Below are 17001 nucleotides of genomic sequence, written 5' to 3'. Positions count from 1 at the left end.
TAACCTGCTTATTATGAGGAATTATTGATTAGGCTGCATTGTTTTTTACGTTTTCTGTTGTGCTGAGAAAGTTATAATCAGCAACATTCACTTTACGTGTTTCTAACCAGAATCTCCAAGTATAAGTTGGCCATAAAGAGAAGTTTTTACCGTCAGCTGATTGGTACCAACTACTACAGCCACCTGCTTGCCATACGGTACCTTTAAGCTGCTCTTGTACACGCTCATTGAACTGATCTTGTACTTCATGCTTAATTTCTACTGCTTGAGTACCTGTTTTATCTACGGTTTGGATAAGCTGTAAAATGTAATTTACTTGTGACTCGATCATGAAGATCACAGAGTTATGACCAAGAATCGTATTAGGTCCCAATAACTGGAACAAGTTAGGGAAGTTCTTGGTGCTCATCCCATAGTAACTTTCTGCACCATCTTTCCAAGCTTGTTTGAGTTCAATACAATTGCGTCCGACACAATCGAAATGCTTTAAGTAGATACGTGGATCAGTAATAAAGCCTGTACCGTAAATTAAGCAATCAATTTGACGTTCTTTGCCATCTTTTGTGATGATGCCATTTTCAGTAATTTCTTGAACACCATCCGTGATTAACTCAACATTTTTACGGTTGAAGGTAGGAAAATATTTATTTGAAATCAGAATACGCTTACAACCCATCACAAAGTCAGGGGTAAGTTTCTTTGCAAGTTCTTTGTCTTTGACTTGGAAGCGAATAAAGGCTTCAGCAAGTTTTTGACCATATTTCATAATCTGAGGTTGTACAATTGGTACGACGCGAGATTCGTTGGTCCAGTACAAACGACTACGATGAATTTTACGATAGAGATTAGATGCTTTAAACAGTGTTTTACTTAACTGCGAGTATTTACGTTCGTCGCGAGGGATGACCCAAGCTGCAGTACGTTGAAGAACATAAAGTTGCTTAACTTCTGGTGCAATTTCTGGAATATATTGAATTGCACTGCCACCCGTGCCAATAGACGCAACAGATTTACCGTTAAGATCATAATCATGATCCCATTGAGAAGAATGGAAAACTTTGCCTTTAAACTTTTCAATCCCTTTTAGATGCGGGATTTGAGGGACATGTAATGGGCCAGAAGCGAATATTACAAACTGAGCTTCAAGCGTCGGTTGATCTTTAAATTCTATCGTCCAAATATTACGTTCTTCATCAAACTCGGCATGAGTGACTTCATGGTTGAATTTGCAATAATCTTTCAGATTATATTGTTGAGTAATATCTTGAATATAATCAAAGATTTCATCTGCTTCCGCATAGCGCTTTGACCAATCAGTTTTCGGTGCAAATGAAAGGGAATACATGTGTGATTGCACATCACAAGCTGCGCCAGGATATTGATTTTCACGCCATGTGCCACCAACATCATTGGTTTTTTCTAAAATTACAAAATCTTTGATTTGGCTTTGTAATAGTCGAATAGCCATCGCTAAACCACCAAATCCTGCACCAATAATAGCAACTTTAGTTTTTTGAATTGCTTTTTGGTTTACATCACGCATAGTCCACGCCCTACACAGCTAAATTTTGTGTCAGTTTAAAGGTTTTGGCGAGATTAAATATGATTGTATAGACGTAAAACTTGATCATTTCGGCAATTCATTTATAAAAGTTTTTATAGTAAAACATTAAAGTTTTGAGAACTGTATCCAGAATTATGAAGAGATCTATCCTCGGATTGATGTATTTGATTCAAGGCATGCGTCATGTCGGTATCGATGTGGATGCACGTTTAGCCAATATGGGAATACAGGCTGACGCTTTAGATCCAAGTTCAATTATACCCGATGCCATTGAATGGGATATTCTGCAACATATTAGTCAAGACATTTCACCTGAACAAGGGTTGTTCATCGGTCAGCACTATGCTTTGACTGGATATGGCCCATTTCTCATGTTGATTGTTACCAGTGATACATTACATCATGCCTTGTTGAATGGCGTGCGTTTTCAACAGCTCACGCATTTGTTTGGTTCTTTACAGCTCGAAATTAAAAATAACGCTATTCATTTATATTACCAACCTGTTGATTTGGATACCAATTTAGGGCAGTTTAGGGCACAGTGTGAAATCTCAGGAACCTATAAGTTCCTGCAAGATATTTTTAAGATGATGGGACTAGAAGCACCGAATATCCAGATTGAACTACCCTTTAACAGACCAACGGATTTGCAGTTGGTCGAAGCATATCAGCAGTATTATGGTCAAGATGTTAAATTTTCGTGTAAGCAAGCAGTATTTATTCTAGATAATACTCAAATTTTAGATGTCGCAATTCCTTCGGCTGATACATTGACTTATAGAATGTATGAAGAAAAATGCCTACGTGATATAGAACAATTAGAGAAGGCTTCTCACTCAAAAGTGACGATCGTAGAATACGTTGAGGACTATCTAGAATTGCAAAATGGGGTCATACCCACCATGACTGAAACGGCATGTGCATTGAAAATTCCTGAGCGGACTTTAAGGCATCAATTGCAGCAAATGCAGACCAGCTATAAAGAAATTCGTGAAAGACTGATTAAACAGAAGGCAATAAAATTCATAGAAGGTAGCTCATATTCCATTGAGCAAATAGCGGAAATGTTAGGCTATTCTGAACCCGCGGCTTTCAATCATGCGTTTAAAAGATGGTTCGGGCACAGTCCTAGGCAGTATAATCGGAATCATTAAATGATTAAAAATGGTACATTATGATGTTTAAACGCTATGATAAATAAGCCTAAAATCTAATGTCTTTGAACTCAATGTTCGATATAATTTTCCTCAATTAAAATTGCAATAACACCTTATGTCAAATTCTAAACCAGACTCACATAGCACTGCATATACTCCAACTTCACCTGCTGAGCGCTATGCTCAAGCAATTGAGTCAGGACAATTCATGCCTGATGAAGCTCAGGCTCAGGCAGTGCAAGAGTTAGATCGAGTATGGAAAGAGTTACTCACTCGCTATAAGGCTTCTAAGAAAGCGTTTCGACGTTTCCGTCGTCAAACCTATCCTAAAGGTGTATATATGTGGGGTGGTGTAGGTCGTGGAAAAACGTGGCTCATGGATCAATTCTATGAATCAGTTCCATTCCGTCGTAAAATACGGATGCATTTCCATCACTTTATGCAACATGTACATAAAGAGTTAAATAAGCTTTCAGGACAACGCAATCCTCTAGATTCAGTCGCTGATCAGATTTATAAAAATGCTGTGGTGATATGCTTTGATGAGTTTTTTGTATCAAACGTAACTGACGCAATGATTCTGAGTGATTTATTCCAAAAATTGTTCGAGCGGGGCGTTACTCTGGTTGCAACCTCAAACATTGCGCCAGAGGGTTTATATAAAAATGGTATTCACCGCGATCGCTTCTTGCCTACAATTGAGTTGGTACAGAAAAACTGTACAGTTTTAAATGTAGATGCAGGGATTGACTATCGTTTACGGGTATTAAAACAAGCACAGCTGTTTAAACACCCGCTTGGTCATGATGTACAATCTTGGATGGCAGAGCGTTTCCATGCTTTGACACAAACTCAGGTCCAGTCAAACTCACCGATCATGATTAATAATCGGGTGGTAGAGACACTGGGTCACACAGAAGATGTATTGTGGTGTGAGTTTTCTGAACTATGTTTCAAGCCGCGTAGTCCTGCTGATTTTATTGAGATCGCCAATATTTATAATACAGTATTGGTGAGTGGTGTCCCGCATCTAACTGATTTCTTGTCAGAGGGAACGCGTCGTTTCATTTATTTAGTCGATGAGTTTTATGATCGTGGGGTGAAGTTGTTACTAACCTCAGAAGATTCAATTATTGAACTTTATGAAGGTGATAGGCTGGCGTTTGAAATCGAGCGTACACGTTCAAGATTGTTGGAAATGCAATCAGATGAGTATCTAAATTCTGAGCATCGGCAAATTCAAATTGCAAAAACATCATAAAACTACAAGGCATTCTTCGGAATGCCTTTTTTTATAAATTTAGATAGAGATAGCTTTATTCTTGGTTAAATTTTGCTATAACTAGATAGGTTTTAGAATTGAGTCTATTGCAAACCGAAACTGTAAGAATGTCATGCATTTCATTTCTCAAATAAGGCATAAATTGATATTTGTCAATACCTTCTACTTGGAAAATGCTTACTATTTAGGAATGTGATATTACTATTCAGGCTAGTATAAATCGGTATACTAGGTTTCTTGTTATAAAAAGTTAGCACCATCAGGAAAGACAATGACTGCACGTATTCAAAAAGGCAAGCTAGCGATTGCTAAAGAACTTTACGATTTCATCGAAAATGAAGCTTTACCAGGTTCTGGTTTAGACAGTGAAACTTATTGGAAGAACTTCGAGCAAGTCGTTGTTGATCTTAGCCCTAAGAACAAAGCATTATTGGCTAAGCGTGAAGAACTCCAAGCAAAGATTGATGAGTGGCATCGCAACAATAAATTTGAACTAAACGCATATAAAGCATTTTTAACTGAAATCGGTTACTTAGTGCCAGAAGTTGCAGACTTCAATGTTACAACTGAAAATGTAGATGAAGAAATTGCTCTATTAGCAGGTCCACAATTGGTAGTACCTGTACGTAACGCACGTTATTGCTTAAACGCTGCGAACGCACGTTGGGGGTCTTTATACGATGCGCTTTATGGTACAGATGTAATTTCTGAGGAAGGCGGTGCGGAAAAAGGTAAGGGTTATAACCCAGTTCGTGGCGACAAGGTAATTGCATTTGCTAAGGACTTCTTAAATCAAACTTTCCCGTTGGCACAAGGTTCACATGCGGATGCGACCAAATATGCGATTGATCACAATCGTTTAGTCGTAACTCTGAAAGATGGTTCTACAACATCTTTAGAGCATGAGTCTCAATTTGTTGGTTTTAATGGTGATGCTGCCAATCCAACAGAAATCGTTTTATTAAATAATGGCTTACACGTTATCATTGATATCGATGCGAATAGCCCAGTGGGTAAAACTGATGCAGCGGGTGTGAAAGATTTAACACTTGAAGCAGCAATTACTACAATCCAAGATTTAGAAGATTCTGTTGCAGCCGTTGATGCAGAAGAGAAAGTTGAAGGCTACCGTAACTGGTTAGGTTTGATGAAAGGTGATCTGCAAGAATCAATCGAGAAAAATGGCAAAACCGTTACTCGTACGCTGAACAAAGATCGTACCGTTCAAAACTTAATTGGTGGCACCACAACATTACATGGTCGTTCACTGATGCTACTTCGTAACGTTGGTCACTTGATGACAAACCCTGCGATTTTGGTTGAAGGTGAAGAAGTTTTTGAAGGTATTATGGATGCTTTGGTGACGCCATTACTTTCAATTGCAGATATTCGTGGCCAAAATGAGAATAAAAACTCTCGTAAAGGTTCGATGTATATCGTTAAACCAAAAATGCATGGTCCAGAAGAAGTTGCATTTGCAGTTGAGTTATTTGAGCGTGCAGAACAAGCTCTTGGCTTGCCAGCAAAAACACTCAAAATCGGAATCATGGACGAAGAGCGTCGTACCTCGGTAAACTTGAAAAACTGTATTGCTGCTGCTAAAGACCGTACAATTTTCATTAATACTGGCTTTATGGACCGTACAGGTGATGAAATTCACACCTCTATGGAAGCCGCGCCAATGGTACGTAAAGAAGCTGTTAAAACACAAAAATGGATTGCATCTTACGAAAACCGTAACGTAGCGATTGGTTTGGCGTGTGGTTTACAAGGAAAAGCACAAATTGGTAAAGGCATGTGGCCAAAACCAGACAGCATGAAAGATATGTTAGCAACCAAGACTGCACATCCAAATGCTGGTGCGACTTGCGCATGGGTTCCTTCTCCAACAGGTGCTGTTTTGCATGCAATGCATTACCATCAAATCAATGTGAAAGCACGCCAAGATGAGTTGGCAGCTGAAAACATGTTGTCTTTAGATGACTTGTTAACACCTCCTTTCGCTCCAGAAACAAATTGGACGGCTGAAGAACTGAACAATGAGCTTGAAAATAACTGTCAGGGTATTTTAGGTTATGTTGTTCGTTGGGTTGATCTTGGTGTCGGTTGTTCTAAAGTTCCAGATATCAACAACGTTGGTTTAATGGAAGACCGTGCAACATTACGTATTTCTTCTCAGCACGTTGCAAACTGGTTGCGCCACGGTATCGTAACGCGTGCGCAAGTTGAAGACGTACTAAAACGTATGGCAGTTATTGTTGACCAACAAAATGCGAACGATGCGCTTTATACACCAATGGCACCAAATTTTGATGGTGTTGCTTTCCAAGCAGCTTCAGACTTGATCTTTAAAGGTGCAGAGCAACCTTCAGGTTACACAGAGCCATTGTTACACGCTGCGCGTTTAAAATTAAAAGGTTATACAGGTGATTAATCTCATCTAATCCAAAGAGCCTCTACGGAGGCTCTTTTTTATGCATATTAATTTGTATCGATAAATATCAGGTTAATAAAAAGTACAAAATAAAAGTGGTTGGTGAAATATTGTATGTTAAGCAATTGTTAAAAATACGAAACATCATACAAATAAAATATTTGCTATAATTTATTTTAATTTGATCATTCAGTCGAATCGTAACGATGTCACACATTTTAAAATTAGATGCTTTAAAACAAGCGCAAGTTTCTACTTCACCTTATCCATACTTTGTTGTGGAAAATTCGATAGTAGACGCTGAAGTGAAAGCTGTTATTCAAGATTTTCCAAAGATTGAACAAGGTGGTAGTTACAACATAGAAGATGTAGAAATTAAACCCAATTTTGATCGTTTTTTGAAATCTTTAGATAGTAAAGAGTTCCGTCAAATCCTGACTGAAAAATTTGATGTGGATGTGATGGAGCATCCAATGATGATCACTTTACGTGGTTATTCTCGTCAAAAAGATGGGCGTATTCATTCTGATTCAAAGACCAAATTATTGACTATTTTGATTTATTTAAATGAATCGTGGGATGCAGCTACGGGCCGTCTTCGTATTTTGAATGATGAAAAGAACATGGACGATTATGTTGAAGAAATTAATGCGGGTCCAGGCACATTGGTTGCTTTTAAAGTGACTGATAATGGTTGGCATGGCTATGTGCCTTATGAAGGGCAACGACAATCCATTCAGATCAACTTTTTAACCAGCGACAAAGCTAATGCAAAACATCGTTTTGTACACGGTTTAAGCGCTAAATTGAAAAAGTTATTTAAATAACCTTTTTAGCTATGTGAGGAGGTGAACAAGCCTCCTTTTTATTATCTTATTTTTGAGTGTTGTATGATTAAGTGATCTTATGTGTGCCAATTATAAACCTTTGACTTTTCAGCAGGTCCAGCAACTTGAACTGCCGCTTATTCCTTTTGAATATGCGGATGAGGTCTATCCAAGTTATAAAACCCCTTTATTGTTTAAATCAGAACAAGGTCTAGAATGGCGTGAGGTATTGTTTGGCTTGGTGCCTAAATGGTCAGAAGATACTCTTATCACTAAGCATACTTATAACGCGCGACACGAAACAATTTTTCAGAAGCCAAGCTTTCAAGAAGCAGCTTCTAAGTGTAAGTTTGGTGTTATCCCTGTCTCAGAGTTTTATGAAAGTAAATATATTGATCATAAGCCGCAAAGATGGGGAGTTCGCCGTAAAGATGGCAAAGGTTTTTTTATTGCGGCACTTTATGAGATTCGAAAATTAAATGATCAGATTATTCGTTCTGCAACCATGTTAACGATGAATGCAATTGACCATCCACTGATGAAAGATTTTCATGAGCCAGGTGATGTAAAACGATCAGTTGTGGTTATTCCTCATGATCGTTTAGATGAATGGCTGAATTTAAAACAACCCAATCAACTCTTCGATTTTATGCAGGGTTTTCCTGTAGATGAGTTTGAATGTTCACATGTGCCTAAACCAAAGATAGAAAAAATTACGCCTCAGCTAAATATGTTCGACTCATTTTAGATTTCTTAAATGATCTAAATAAAAAAGGCTTCTTTTAGAAGCCTTTTTTATTTCAGCAAAAAAATCAACGCGCAAGATTTTTAAACATATGTTTCAGAATTTCCATTGTTTTTTCGATCTGAAGGGGAGTTAAGCCATCAAAAGATTGTTCTAAAATCACAGAGGTAAGATCATTGATTTTTATGACCATTTCCTTGCCCTTGTCAGTTAGATAAACACGAGTAATGCGTCCATCATCTTTGCAAGAATAAGTTTCAATATACCCTTCATCTTTCAAGCGATAAACGATTTTAGTTGTTGTAGACATTTTTGAAATGACCATATCTGAAAGTTCAGACACACTGGCATGAGGTTTAACGTCCAATGCAATTAAAATACGACGGCGAGAGTTGTCTAAACCATATTTCTTAAGCACGTTGTCAATGTTTTGAACGTACTGAGAATTTACTTGAGAGATCCAATAGTATGGAAAATCTTCTAGCTTAAATGAATCGGCTGTAGGTAAAAAACGCGCATATTTCTTTGTCATTTACTTCTTTCCCATGCTTGTATATAGAGCAATATAGCGTCGCTCTTAGATTCCATGAAATGTCTACAATTTATCTGCTAAAAAAACCTTTTCTGATTTTTTCATCATTTCATTTATAGCAAATCTACCCAAAGATAATTATGGAATTATCTTTATAAATGATTAAGGGAATTATCACAAAATTCACATAAATTTGTAATGAATGATGTATAACCTAAATCATTTTACTTCAGTGATATTCCTACAATTTTACATTTCTGCTCATTTGTAGAATAAGTGTATTGTAGGAAAAAACGATACGTTTTGACGTGACTTTTTTATAAAAAATTCTGTCTAAAATGTCATAAAAATACGAAATCAGTATATTTACAAAATAAATAATCATTAAAAACATAAAAAATACAGACGTTTGTTTTAATCATTTGGTTAAAATATTACGGATAAGTGGTGTGGATGAAAGTTGAATAAATACATGCTTTATCACACTTATAGTAATAAAATTTAGAATATTTACTCTAAAAGTGTTCTTTGTTAAGAAATTCTAATGAATGTTGTTGTTGAGCAAGCAAAATTAATTGATGGGAAAGCAAAAATTATAGCTAGCAAATGGGTTTCATCCATTCACGATAAAAAACGCATCTAAACTGGATTACGAGTTTAGATGCGAAAAGCATGAATCTTAAGGTATAGAGCGTTTTTGATTAGATAATTAATTCACTTTCGATAATGGGCCATAATTTATGATGTGATTTTTTAAACATCAACATATGTCCAATCTGTTTATAGCCATGTTGTTGAGGTTTGAGCTCAATTAACTTGGTCTTGGCATTTGGATATAAACCGAGTAGCTCTTTGACGTTTGCTTGGGTCGCAATCTCATCATCTGTCGCCCAAAATGAGGTGATAGGACATTGAATCTCTTGGTGATAATCTTCAAATATGCTTTTACCAATCGCATTCATGACATAACCTGGTTTGCTGCAAAATTCAGCCCATTGTTTCGCCACATTTTTAGGTAAATTTTCACCCATACCAATAAATCGAGCCGCACCGTAACCTTTAATAAGGCTCGAGAGGGGAAAAACGATATGAAACATAACAGGTGCTAAAAGCTTGGTCTTACCTTTTAATCCTTTTACATGTCCAGTAGAACCTGCAATTGCGACTACTTTAGCGACTTTCTCATAATTGGGGTTAATGCCAATTAGCTGTCCACCAGCACTGTGTCCAATGATGATCACTTTCTCAGCTTGTGTATGATGCAACAGTGTTTCAACGGCTGCAGGAATGTCTAATAATCCCCAATCGTTAATACTCGCGGTTGAGTCTTTTAATGCTCCATGTAATGATTTCCCAATTCCTCTAAAATCAAAGCTGAGCACACTATAACCTTGTTGACTTAACCATTCAGCGAAAGAATGGTAGAAGGTTTTGGTGATTCCAGTTGCAGGACAAATCAAAATAGGATAATTCTTGCTACTGCCTTGGGCTGGATAAAATTGCGCAGCCAGTTGGTAACCATCTTTACAATTGATCCAGCATGATTCATAGGTATTCATTTGAAAATACTCTTGTAATTGCATTATTTCACTTTACATGAGTTCTAAAAAGAAACTCGATTAAAAAATGACTATAAAGTCAATTTTTAGGTAATATAGATGCGCATAATGAATCATATTTATATTGGGGAAGTACGATGTATGATTTGAATAGCTCAACACAAATTGCGATTGTGTTTAGTGGGGTCTTTTTATGGATTGGTATGCTGACAGGCGTGTGGAAGTATTATCAGATTAGAAAAACAGAACAAGCGAGAGCACATTATTATGTAGATATTGCCCATCGTAGTAGCCTACTTTATGCTGCTGCGAGTTTGATTCTTGCTGTTTTAAGTTATTTTACCGTTTTATCAGAAACTATTGCTTTGTTTTGCGTCATTGCAAATTTATTCTTTTTTGCAATGTCAATTTTGACTTATATCATTCATGGCTTTTTAAAGGATACCACCAATCAATTCAAACAACCGCATCAATTAGGGCGATGGACACTTCCTGCTTGGTCAATGAGTCTCATTATGCTGAGTTTAATTGTTGTTGAGCTAGGTGCGACAGCAGTATTGGTATTTGGAACAATTGCTAAATTTCTGAATTAAAAAAATGGATGATCACTCATCCACTTTCCTTAAAGATTTTATCTTGCGTGCGAGACTGAGCTGTCGGAATTTTTGATCAACGACTGCCCATACACAAAATGCCAATGAGACAATCAGTGCGTAAACAAAATATTCAGGTTTCAAGTTGCCTTTAATGGCACCCTGAAATAACAGTGTAGCCATTAATGCAAGTGTGGTAATGGCATAAATAATTGAATCATTGGTCTTCAGAGTGTTAATGAAGACTTGCTTGTTGAAATGTGTTGATAACATCTCCATCCCTCCTTGTTGTGATGACAAAACCATGTAATTTCGTCGGAATTGTTATTAAAGTTGTACTGCGATTTTGACCTTAATTCAATAGGTAAATATATATTTTTTTTGAATAAAGTTATAAGGGGTTTGATTTCTAAGGTGTTTTAGTATTTTAAATGTGTATTGCTGGTATTTTTTGTTAAATATCAAGTTCATTTTTTTACAATTTGAAAAACTTAAGCATAAAATTTAAATGAGTAACTTTGTGTTTTGGGGGGGAAACCTCATGATTTATACAGAATAATGGTATCTAGGTGAGAATAATTTGTCGTAAACAAAAAACATCCGCTGGATAAAGGAATATTTTTTGTATAGCAAAAATCATGTTTGGATAAAACACTATTTTAACGACAAATCATCTTATTTTGTTGTTGCCAACACTCGATCTACTATCATTGCAATCACAAGAACAATGACTGACGGAAGTAACCAAGCGAGGTTTTGTTCATTTAATGGCAATTGCTCAATAAACGCAGGTAGGTGAGTTCCAAAGCCAGCAGCTTTAATGGCTTCTATAATACCGAACAGAAAAGCAATGCCAGTCACTGAACCGACGACAATAGGAGGTTTATTCCAATATCTCCAGAAAAAGCTCAGCATAATCACAACAATTGCGGGTGGATAGATCGCACTCAATACAGGAATTGAGAAAGCAATTAACTTGGTTAAACCTAGATTGGAAATTAATAGCGAAAAACCTGTAAGAATGAATACCAATAATTTGTAAGGTAAACCAGTCAACTCGGTGAAATATTCGGCACATGCGCAGGTCAAACCGATTGCAGTCACCATGCATGCGAGAAAGATGAGACCCGTTAAGAAATATGATCCGTAATCACCAAATGCATGTTGTACATAGGCATGCAAAATAATTGCGCCATTATCAGCATTTGCTGCGACTTCATGACTGCCTAAACCAAGCTTAAATAAGCTGACATAAACTAGAGTAAGCCCTACACCAGCGATTAAACTTGCGATGATGGCATATTTGGTAATGAGTTTAGTATCAGTCACACCACGTGATTGAATTGCTTGAATGATCACAATACCAAAGACCAAAGCACCTAAAGTATCCATGGTTAAGTAACCACTGACGAACCCTTCCGAAACTGGACTAGCAACATAGTTGTGAATGGGTGGTGAAATCAAACCTGTCGGTATGGCAAATGCAGCAATTCCAAGTATTGCCAATGCAATAATTTTTAATGGCGCAAGCACATGTCCAACCGTGTCTAGTAACTTGTTTGGATAAAGTGAAATCGCGGTAACAAAAGCAAAATAAATGATGCTATAGGTGAAAAGGCTAGTACTTGATGTTCCGAAGTAAGGTGCGAAACCAATCTCATAGGAAACAGTAGCAGTACGTGGGGTTGCAAATAAGGGCCCTACAGTTAAATAGCAGACGATTGTAAGCAATAAACTGGCAAATCGTCCTAGTGGCGAGCTGATGGTTTCGATTGAACCTTGCGTGCGTGACAAGGCCATGATGGTGATCACAGGCAGGCCGACTGCGGTGATTAAGAAGCCAAATGCAGCAAGCCACACATGTTCACCAGCTTGCTGGGCAACAATGGGGGGGAAGATAATATTGCCAGCACCAATAAACAGGGCAAAGGTCATAAAACCTAAAGCAATAATATCTCCCGTACGGAGTTGGTTCATAAAGAGGGGAGTTTAAAATAAAAGTGCGGATTTTAGAGCATAAGTGCGGTCATTTGAAACTAATTTATGTGAAAGTTGGTTTATTTTTGGCTAAAAAGACTACATTAGAACTGCATGGTGGTATTGCTTAATTAATTTCGTTAAAAAGCGCTTACAAGCATCATGTACTCGATCGTTTTTCCCTGTGGGCATAATTGAAATTAAATGTAAAATAAAAATGATCTTTTAGTCATAAAATGATTGAAGATTTGATCGTTGAGGCGTACAACTATCTGAAATACGTAATGCAATACTTGATCTGCATTTTCAAATTAATTTGTTTTTGAATAAGGAATATCTCGGATGAGAGCTTCTACTGTGACCATTAAAACCGAACAAGATATCGAGAGACTACGTATCTCAGGGCGTTTGGCGGCACAAGTATTGGAAATGATTGGTCCTTATATTAAGTCTGGTGTTTCAACTGAATATTTAGATGATATCTGTAACGATTATATCATAAATACCTTGCAAGTAATCCCTGCCAATGTTGGCTATCACGGTTTCACAAAAACAACTTGTATTTCTGTTAATGAAGAAGTCTGCCACGCAATTCCCTCTGCAAAACGAATTTTGCAAGATGGTGATATTTTAAATATCGATGTAGCAGTCATTAAAGATGGGTATTTTGGTGATACCAGTCGTATGTATTTTGTGGGTGAACCAACAGCAGAAGCAAAAAAATTAGTCGAAACAACTTACGAGGCGATGTTAGCGGGTATTCATACGGTGAAACCAGGTGCGACATTGGGTGATATTGGTCATGCCATTCAATCCGTAGCGCAACGTGAAGGCTATAGTATCGTGCGTGAATATTGTGGTCATGGGATCGGACGTGTTTACCATGAACAACCGAATATCTTGCATTATGGCCAGAAAGGCCAAGGCATGGTATTGAAAAAGGGCATGGTGTTTACGATTGAGCCAATGGTGAATGCTGGAAAACCACAGATTAAAGAGTTGAGTGATGGTTGGACGGTTGTCACTCAAGATAAATCATTATCGGCGCAATGGGAACATATGGTTGCTGTCACAGATGATGGTTTTGAACTTTTAACACCATGGCCGAATGGAACAGGTTCTTATCCTGCTATTTAGTCATAAACACTACGAAGTAAAGCAAGGTTCGATATTTTAATATCGAACCTTTTTCGTTGAGCATTGAGCTAGTTGTTCTACTAAATAGTCTATGAATACACGTACCGCTGGCAACAAACCTCTACGAGAAGGATAAACGGCATGGAAAATACCATGCGGAGCGGTCCATTCTGGTAATACAGTTACCAAATGACCAGACTGAACAAAGTCCTGTGCAATGCTATCAGGTAACAATGCAACTCCACAATTTTGACTGGCTAACTCTGCCAACATAAGTAGGTTTAAGCCCATAATGACAGGATTTACTTTGATTTTCTTTTGTTGCTTGTCTGGTCCAGATAGTAAAAAATGCTGATCGAGATGATCTTCATTCATACTAATAATACGATGATCAGTCAGCTGTTCTGGTGTAGTCAAATGTCCAAACTCATTTAAATAAGCTTGGCTGGCAAACAGGCGCTGTTCAATCGTTTCAAACTGTCGTAAAACCAAGTTCGGATCATCATCTAATTTAGAACGCACACGTAAGGCAATATCTACGCCCTCATTGATCACATCAATACGGCGATTACTAACTATCATTTGTACACGAACTTCAGGATATTTCTTCAAAAAAGCTGGAAGGATTTTTGCCATTTGATTTTGAGCAATATCAACGGGAACGCCGATTTTTATGACACCTCGAGGCTCACTACTTAAATGATTAACCGCATCATGCGCTGCTTGAGCGGCATTCATCATCACTTGAGCATGTCGATAAACATCCATACCAATGTCGGTAACAGCAAAATGACGTGAACTGCGTTGGATTAGACGCACACCTAATTGTTCTTCTAGGTTATAGACTCTACGGCTGAGTTTAGACTTTGGGATTTCTGTGGCACGTTCTGCAGCACTAAAGCCACCATGTTCGACAACAAGAGCAAAACAATAAAAATCATCTAAATCAGTTAACATTATTTAATTCCATTTCTGCAACATTCATTATTTTATAGATATATCGTTGCAAAAATAAGTGATGAGTAGATGTTTTTTGTGAAGCATAAATTCTTTTATAATCGTTAAAATTTTTTTGATTGATCAATATGCCTTATCAACTGGTTGAAGTGTCTACTGCTACAGCAAATGTTTGCTGTCCTTATTGTGATCATGCAGTTTTAGATTGGGAGCAAGAACAGTATATTCAGCCTTGTGAACATACTTTGTTTATCGCTATGGATTTAGGTTTTGAGTATATAGCTGATCGTTTTGAAGAGGCATTGCCACAGCCTGTTGAGGAAATTCATGAAGATCCAAACATGAATATTTTTCTCAGTGTGACGCAAGCCAATTATGCTGTAATGCTAATCTATAAAGCTGATTTGGGTGTGGAAGGAATGTTTAGATACATTGGTTTTAATCAGAATTAAATTTGATTCAATAAAAAAGCCAATCATTTGATTGGCTTTCTTTTGTACAGCTTAGGCCTCAGGTGCCGCGCTGTGTTGTTCAACTAATGGTTTTAACTCACCATTTTGGAACATTTCAAGCATGATATCGCTACCACCAATAAGCTCGCCGTTTATCCATAATTGTGGAAAAGTAGGCCAGTTCGCAATTTGAGGTAAAGTTGCACGAATATCTTGATTTTCTAAGATATTTACATAGGCAAATGGACGACCAATTTGGCTAAGTGCTTCTACTGCACGAGCAGAAAAACCACATTGCGGGAATTGTGGAGTGCCTTTCATGTAAAGTAAAACAGGGTGTTTCGCAATTTGATCACGAATTAACGCTACTGTATCACGCGCTTGTTCCGTCATTAGATAGATCCTCAACTAAACTTTCGACATTATATACCCAAAAAAAAGGCTATGCGGGGGATTACTCAAGATTTTTCTTATATAAATGTGAGTTTGCGCTTTCAATCTACGCAAGTTTTTGCTTATATAACTTTTTTCACCACAACTAATGATAGATTGAGTTTGTTATGACTAATATTACTCTTGCGCCTGTGCAACCTGATCAACCATCACATATTATGGCAACCTATGGTCGCCAAGCGATCAGTTTTGTGCGAGGACGAGGGGCATATTTATATACAGCAGATGGCACAGAGTATTTAGATGCTTTAACGGGTATTGCTGTATGTGGTTTAGGTCATGCACATCCTGTAATCGCAGAGGCGATTGCTGAGCAAGCAGCAACATTGGTGCATACCAGTAATCTATTTGAAATTCCTTGGCAAACAGCCGCAGCACAGAAACTTGCAGAGGTTTCTGGGATGGAGGAAATCTTTTTCTCAAATAGCGGTGCAGAATCAAATGAAGGTGCAATTAAAATTGCACGTAAATTTGGTGCACAACAAGGCATAGCCAATCCAAAAATTATTGTTGCTGAGCAATCGTTTCATGGCCGTACCTTAGCGACGCTATCTGCGACAGGAAACAAAAAAGTTCAGGAAGGCTTTGCACCGCTTGTTGAGGGTTTTGTCCGTGTTCCTTTTGGTGATATCGAGGCAATCCAAGAAGCAGCTATTCATCATCCTGATATTGTTGCGATCTTAATTGAACCGATTCAAGGTGAGGGTGGTGTGAATACTGCGCCTCAAGGTTTTAGCTATTTGGAAGAAGTTCGCGCTCTCTGTAATCAGCATAACTGGTTAATGATGCTCGATGAAATTCAAACAGGCAATGGACGTACGGGTAAATACTTTGCCTATCAACACACCAATATTATTCCTGATGTAATGACAACAGCAAAAGGTTTGGGTAATGGTTTTCCTGTTGGTGCTGTGATGACGCAGGGTAAAGCAGTTGGTATCTTGGGAGCGGGTAGCCATGGTTCCACTTATGGTGGTACTGTGCTAGGTTCTCGTGTGGTCTATACCGTAATAGATACCCTTCAACAAGAAAATGCGGTTGAAAATGCTGCAAAAGTAGGTGCCTACATTGTTGAAAAGTTGCGTGAGCAACTGGCTGAGCATCATGTTCAAGTGCGTGGTTTTGGGATGATGATTGGAATTCAATTACCAAAAGACTGTGCTGAATTGGTTGCGATTGCGCGTGATCAATATCAATTAATTATCAATGTCACAGCAGGTTCAGTGGTGCGTTTGTTGCCTCCGTTAAATATGACCAAAGAACAAGCAGATGAGTTGCTCAAGCGTCTTGTTCCTGCGATTCAAGATTTTTTAACCGCATAACGCGAACAAA

At 37.7% G+C, this 17001-nt stretch carries 16 protein-coding genes; 9 read left to right on the top strand and 7 right to left on the bottom strand.

The annotated features are described in order from the left end of the window. Window positions 1–28 precede the first annotated feature (28 nt). On the bottom strand, window positions 29–1543 hold the full coding sequence (locus tag EXE30_RS05870; protein WP_130161600.1) for a flavin-containing monooxygenase: 1515 nt from the start codon (window positions 1541–1543) through the stop codon (window positions 29–31). Window positions 1544–1698: 155 nt separating this feature from the next. Here EXE30_RS05870 and EXE30_RS05865 point away from each other — a divergent pair, with 155 nt between their 5' ends. The 5 genes from EXE30_RS05865 (at window position 1699) to EXE30_RS05845 (ending at window position 8012) form a co-directional block, all read left to right on the top strand. Next, window positions 1699–2718, top strand: coding sequence for an AraC family transcriptional regulator (locus EXE30_RS05865; protein WP_130161599.1), 1020 nt, complete (start codon window positions 1699–1701; stop codon window positions 2716–2718). 118 nt (window positions 2719–2836) lie between these two features. After that, window positions 2837–3982, top strand: coding sequence for a cell division protein ZapE (gene zapE, locus EXE30_RS05860; protein WP_130161598.1), 1146 nt, complete (start codon window positions 2837–2839; stop codon window positions 3980–3982). Window positions 3983–4274: 292 nt separating this feature from the next. Beyond that, a complete protein-coding gene (locus EXE30_RS05855) occupies window positions 4275–6437 on the top strand; it encodes a malate synthase G (protein ID WP_130161597.1) in 2163 nt (720 codons plus the stop codon). A 206-nt stretch (window positions 6438–6643) separates the two neighbouring features. Further along, window positions 6644–7264, top strand: coding sequence for a 2OG-Fe(II) oxygenase (locus tag EXE30_RS05850; protein WP_130161596.1), 621 nt, complete (start codon window positions 6644–6646; stop codon window positions 7262–7264). A gap of 79 nt (window positions 7265–7343) precedes the next feature. Further along, window positions 7344–8012 carry an SOS response-associated peptidase family protein gene (locus EXE30_RS05845; RefSeq protein WP_130161595.1) on the top strand — a complete coding sequence of 223 codons (669 nt, stop codon included), beginning with the start codon at window positions 7344–7346 and terminating at the stop codon, window positions 8010–8012. A gap of 64 nt (window positions 8013–8076) precedes the next feature. Here the strand turns inward: EXE30_RS05845 and EXE30_RS05840 are convergent, their stop codons facing one another. Continuing rightward, window positions 8077–8541 (bottom strand): MarR family winged helix-turn-helix transcriptional regulator, encoded by a 465-nt coding sequence (locus tag EXE30_RS05840; RefSeq protein ID WP_130161594.1) that lies wholly within the window; start codon window positions 8539–8541, stop codon window positions 8077–8079. 701 nt (window positions 8542–9242) lie between these two features. Beyond that, window positions 9243–10100: an alpha/beta hydrolase family protein gene (locus EXE30_RS05835; protein ID WP_130161647.1), complete on the bottom strand. Its 858-nt coding sequence runs from the start codon at window positions 10098–10100 to the stop codon at window positions 9243–9245. Window positions 10101–10237: 137 nt separating this feature from the next. Between EXE30_RS05835 and EXE30_RS05830 the strand changes: the two genes are divergently transcribed. Further along, on the top strand, window positions 10238–10693 hold the full coding sequence (locus tag EXE30_RS05830) for a hypothetical protein (RefSeq protein WP_130161593.1): 456 nt from the start codon (window positions 10238–10240) through the stop codon (window positions 10691–10693). Window positions 10694–10705: 12 nt separating this feature from the next. Here EXE30_RS05830 and EXE30_RS05825 read toward each other — a convergent pair whose 3' ends face one another. Beyond that, window positions 10706–10966, bottom strand: coding sequence for a hypothetical protein (locus EXE30_RS05825; protein WP_130161592.1), 261 nt, complete (start codon window positions 10964–10966; stop codon window positions 10706–10708). A 402-nt stretch (window positions 10967–11368) separates the two neighbouring features. Beyond that, window positions 11369–12670 (bottom strand): branched-chain amino acid transport system II carrier protein, encoded by a 1302-nt coding sequence (gene brnQ / locus EXE30_RS05820; RefSeq protein ID WP_130161591.1) that lies wholly within the window; start codon window positions 12668–12670, stop codon window positions 11369–11371. Window positions 12671–13012: 342 nt separating this feature from the next. Here brnQ and map point away from each other — a divergent pair, with 342 nt between their 5' ends. Beyond that, window positions 13013–13807: a type I methionyl aminopeptidase gene (gene map / locus EXE30_RS05815; protein WP_130161590.1), complete on the top strand. Its 795-nt coding sequence runs from the start codon at window positions 13013–13015 to the stop codon at window positions 13805–13807. Window positions 13808–13843: 36 nt separating this feature from the next. Here the strand turns inward: map and EXE30_RS05810 are convergent, their stop codons facing one another. Next, window positions 13844–14764: a LysR substrate-binding domain-containing protein gene (locus EXE30_RS05810; RefSeq protein WP_130161589.1), complete on the bottom strand. Its 921-nt coding sequence runs from the start codon at window positions 14762–14764 to the stop codon at window positions 13844–13846. Window positions 14765–14892: 128 nt separating this feature from the next. On the opposite strand from EXE30_RS05810, the gene EXE30_RS05805 reads away from it, so the two are divergent. Then, window positions 14893–15216 (top strand): hypothetical protein, encoded by a 324-nt coding sequence (locus tag EXE30_RS05805; protein WP_130161588.1) that lies wholly within the window; start codon window positions 14893–14895, stop codon window positions 15214–15216. Between the two features lie 51 nt (window positions 15217–15267). Here EXE30_RS05805 and grxD read toward each other — a convergent pair whose 3' ends face one another. Next, entirely contained in the window at window positions 15268–15609 is a 342-nt protein-coding gene (gene grxD, locus EXE30_RS05800) for a Grx4 family monothiol glutaredoxin (RefSeq protein ID WP_004671348.1), read from the bottom strand. Between the two features lie 167 nt (window positions 15610–15776). Between grxD and EXE30_RS05795 the strand changes: the two genes are divergently transcribed. Beyond that, window positions 15777–16991, top strand: coding sequence for an aspartate aminotransferase family protein (locus EXE30_RS05795; RefSeq protein WP_130161587.1), 1215 nt, complete (start codon window positions 15777–15779; stop codon window positions 16989–16991). The last annotated feature ends 10 nt before the right edge of the window (window positions 16992–17001 follow it).

This window comes from Acinetobacter halotolerans (genome assembly GCF_004208515.1).
In the GTDB taxonomy this organism is placed as follows: Bacteria; Pseudomonadota; Gammaproteobacteria; order Pseudomonadales; family Moraxellaceae; genus Acinetobacter; species Acinetobacter halotolerans.
Note: the sequence above shows the minus strand (reverse complement) of the source record. Positions and strands in the feature narration are given on the sequence as shown.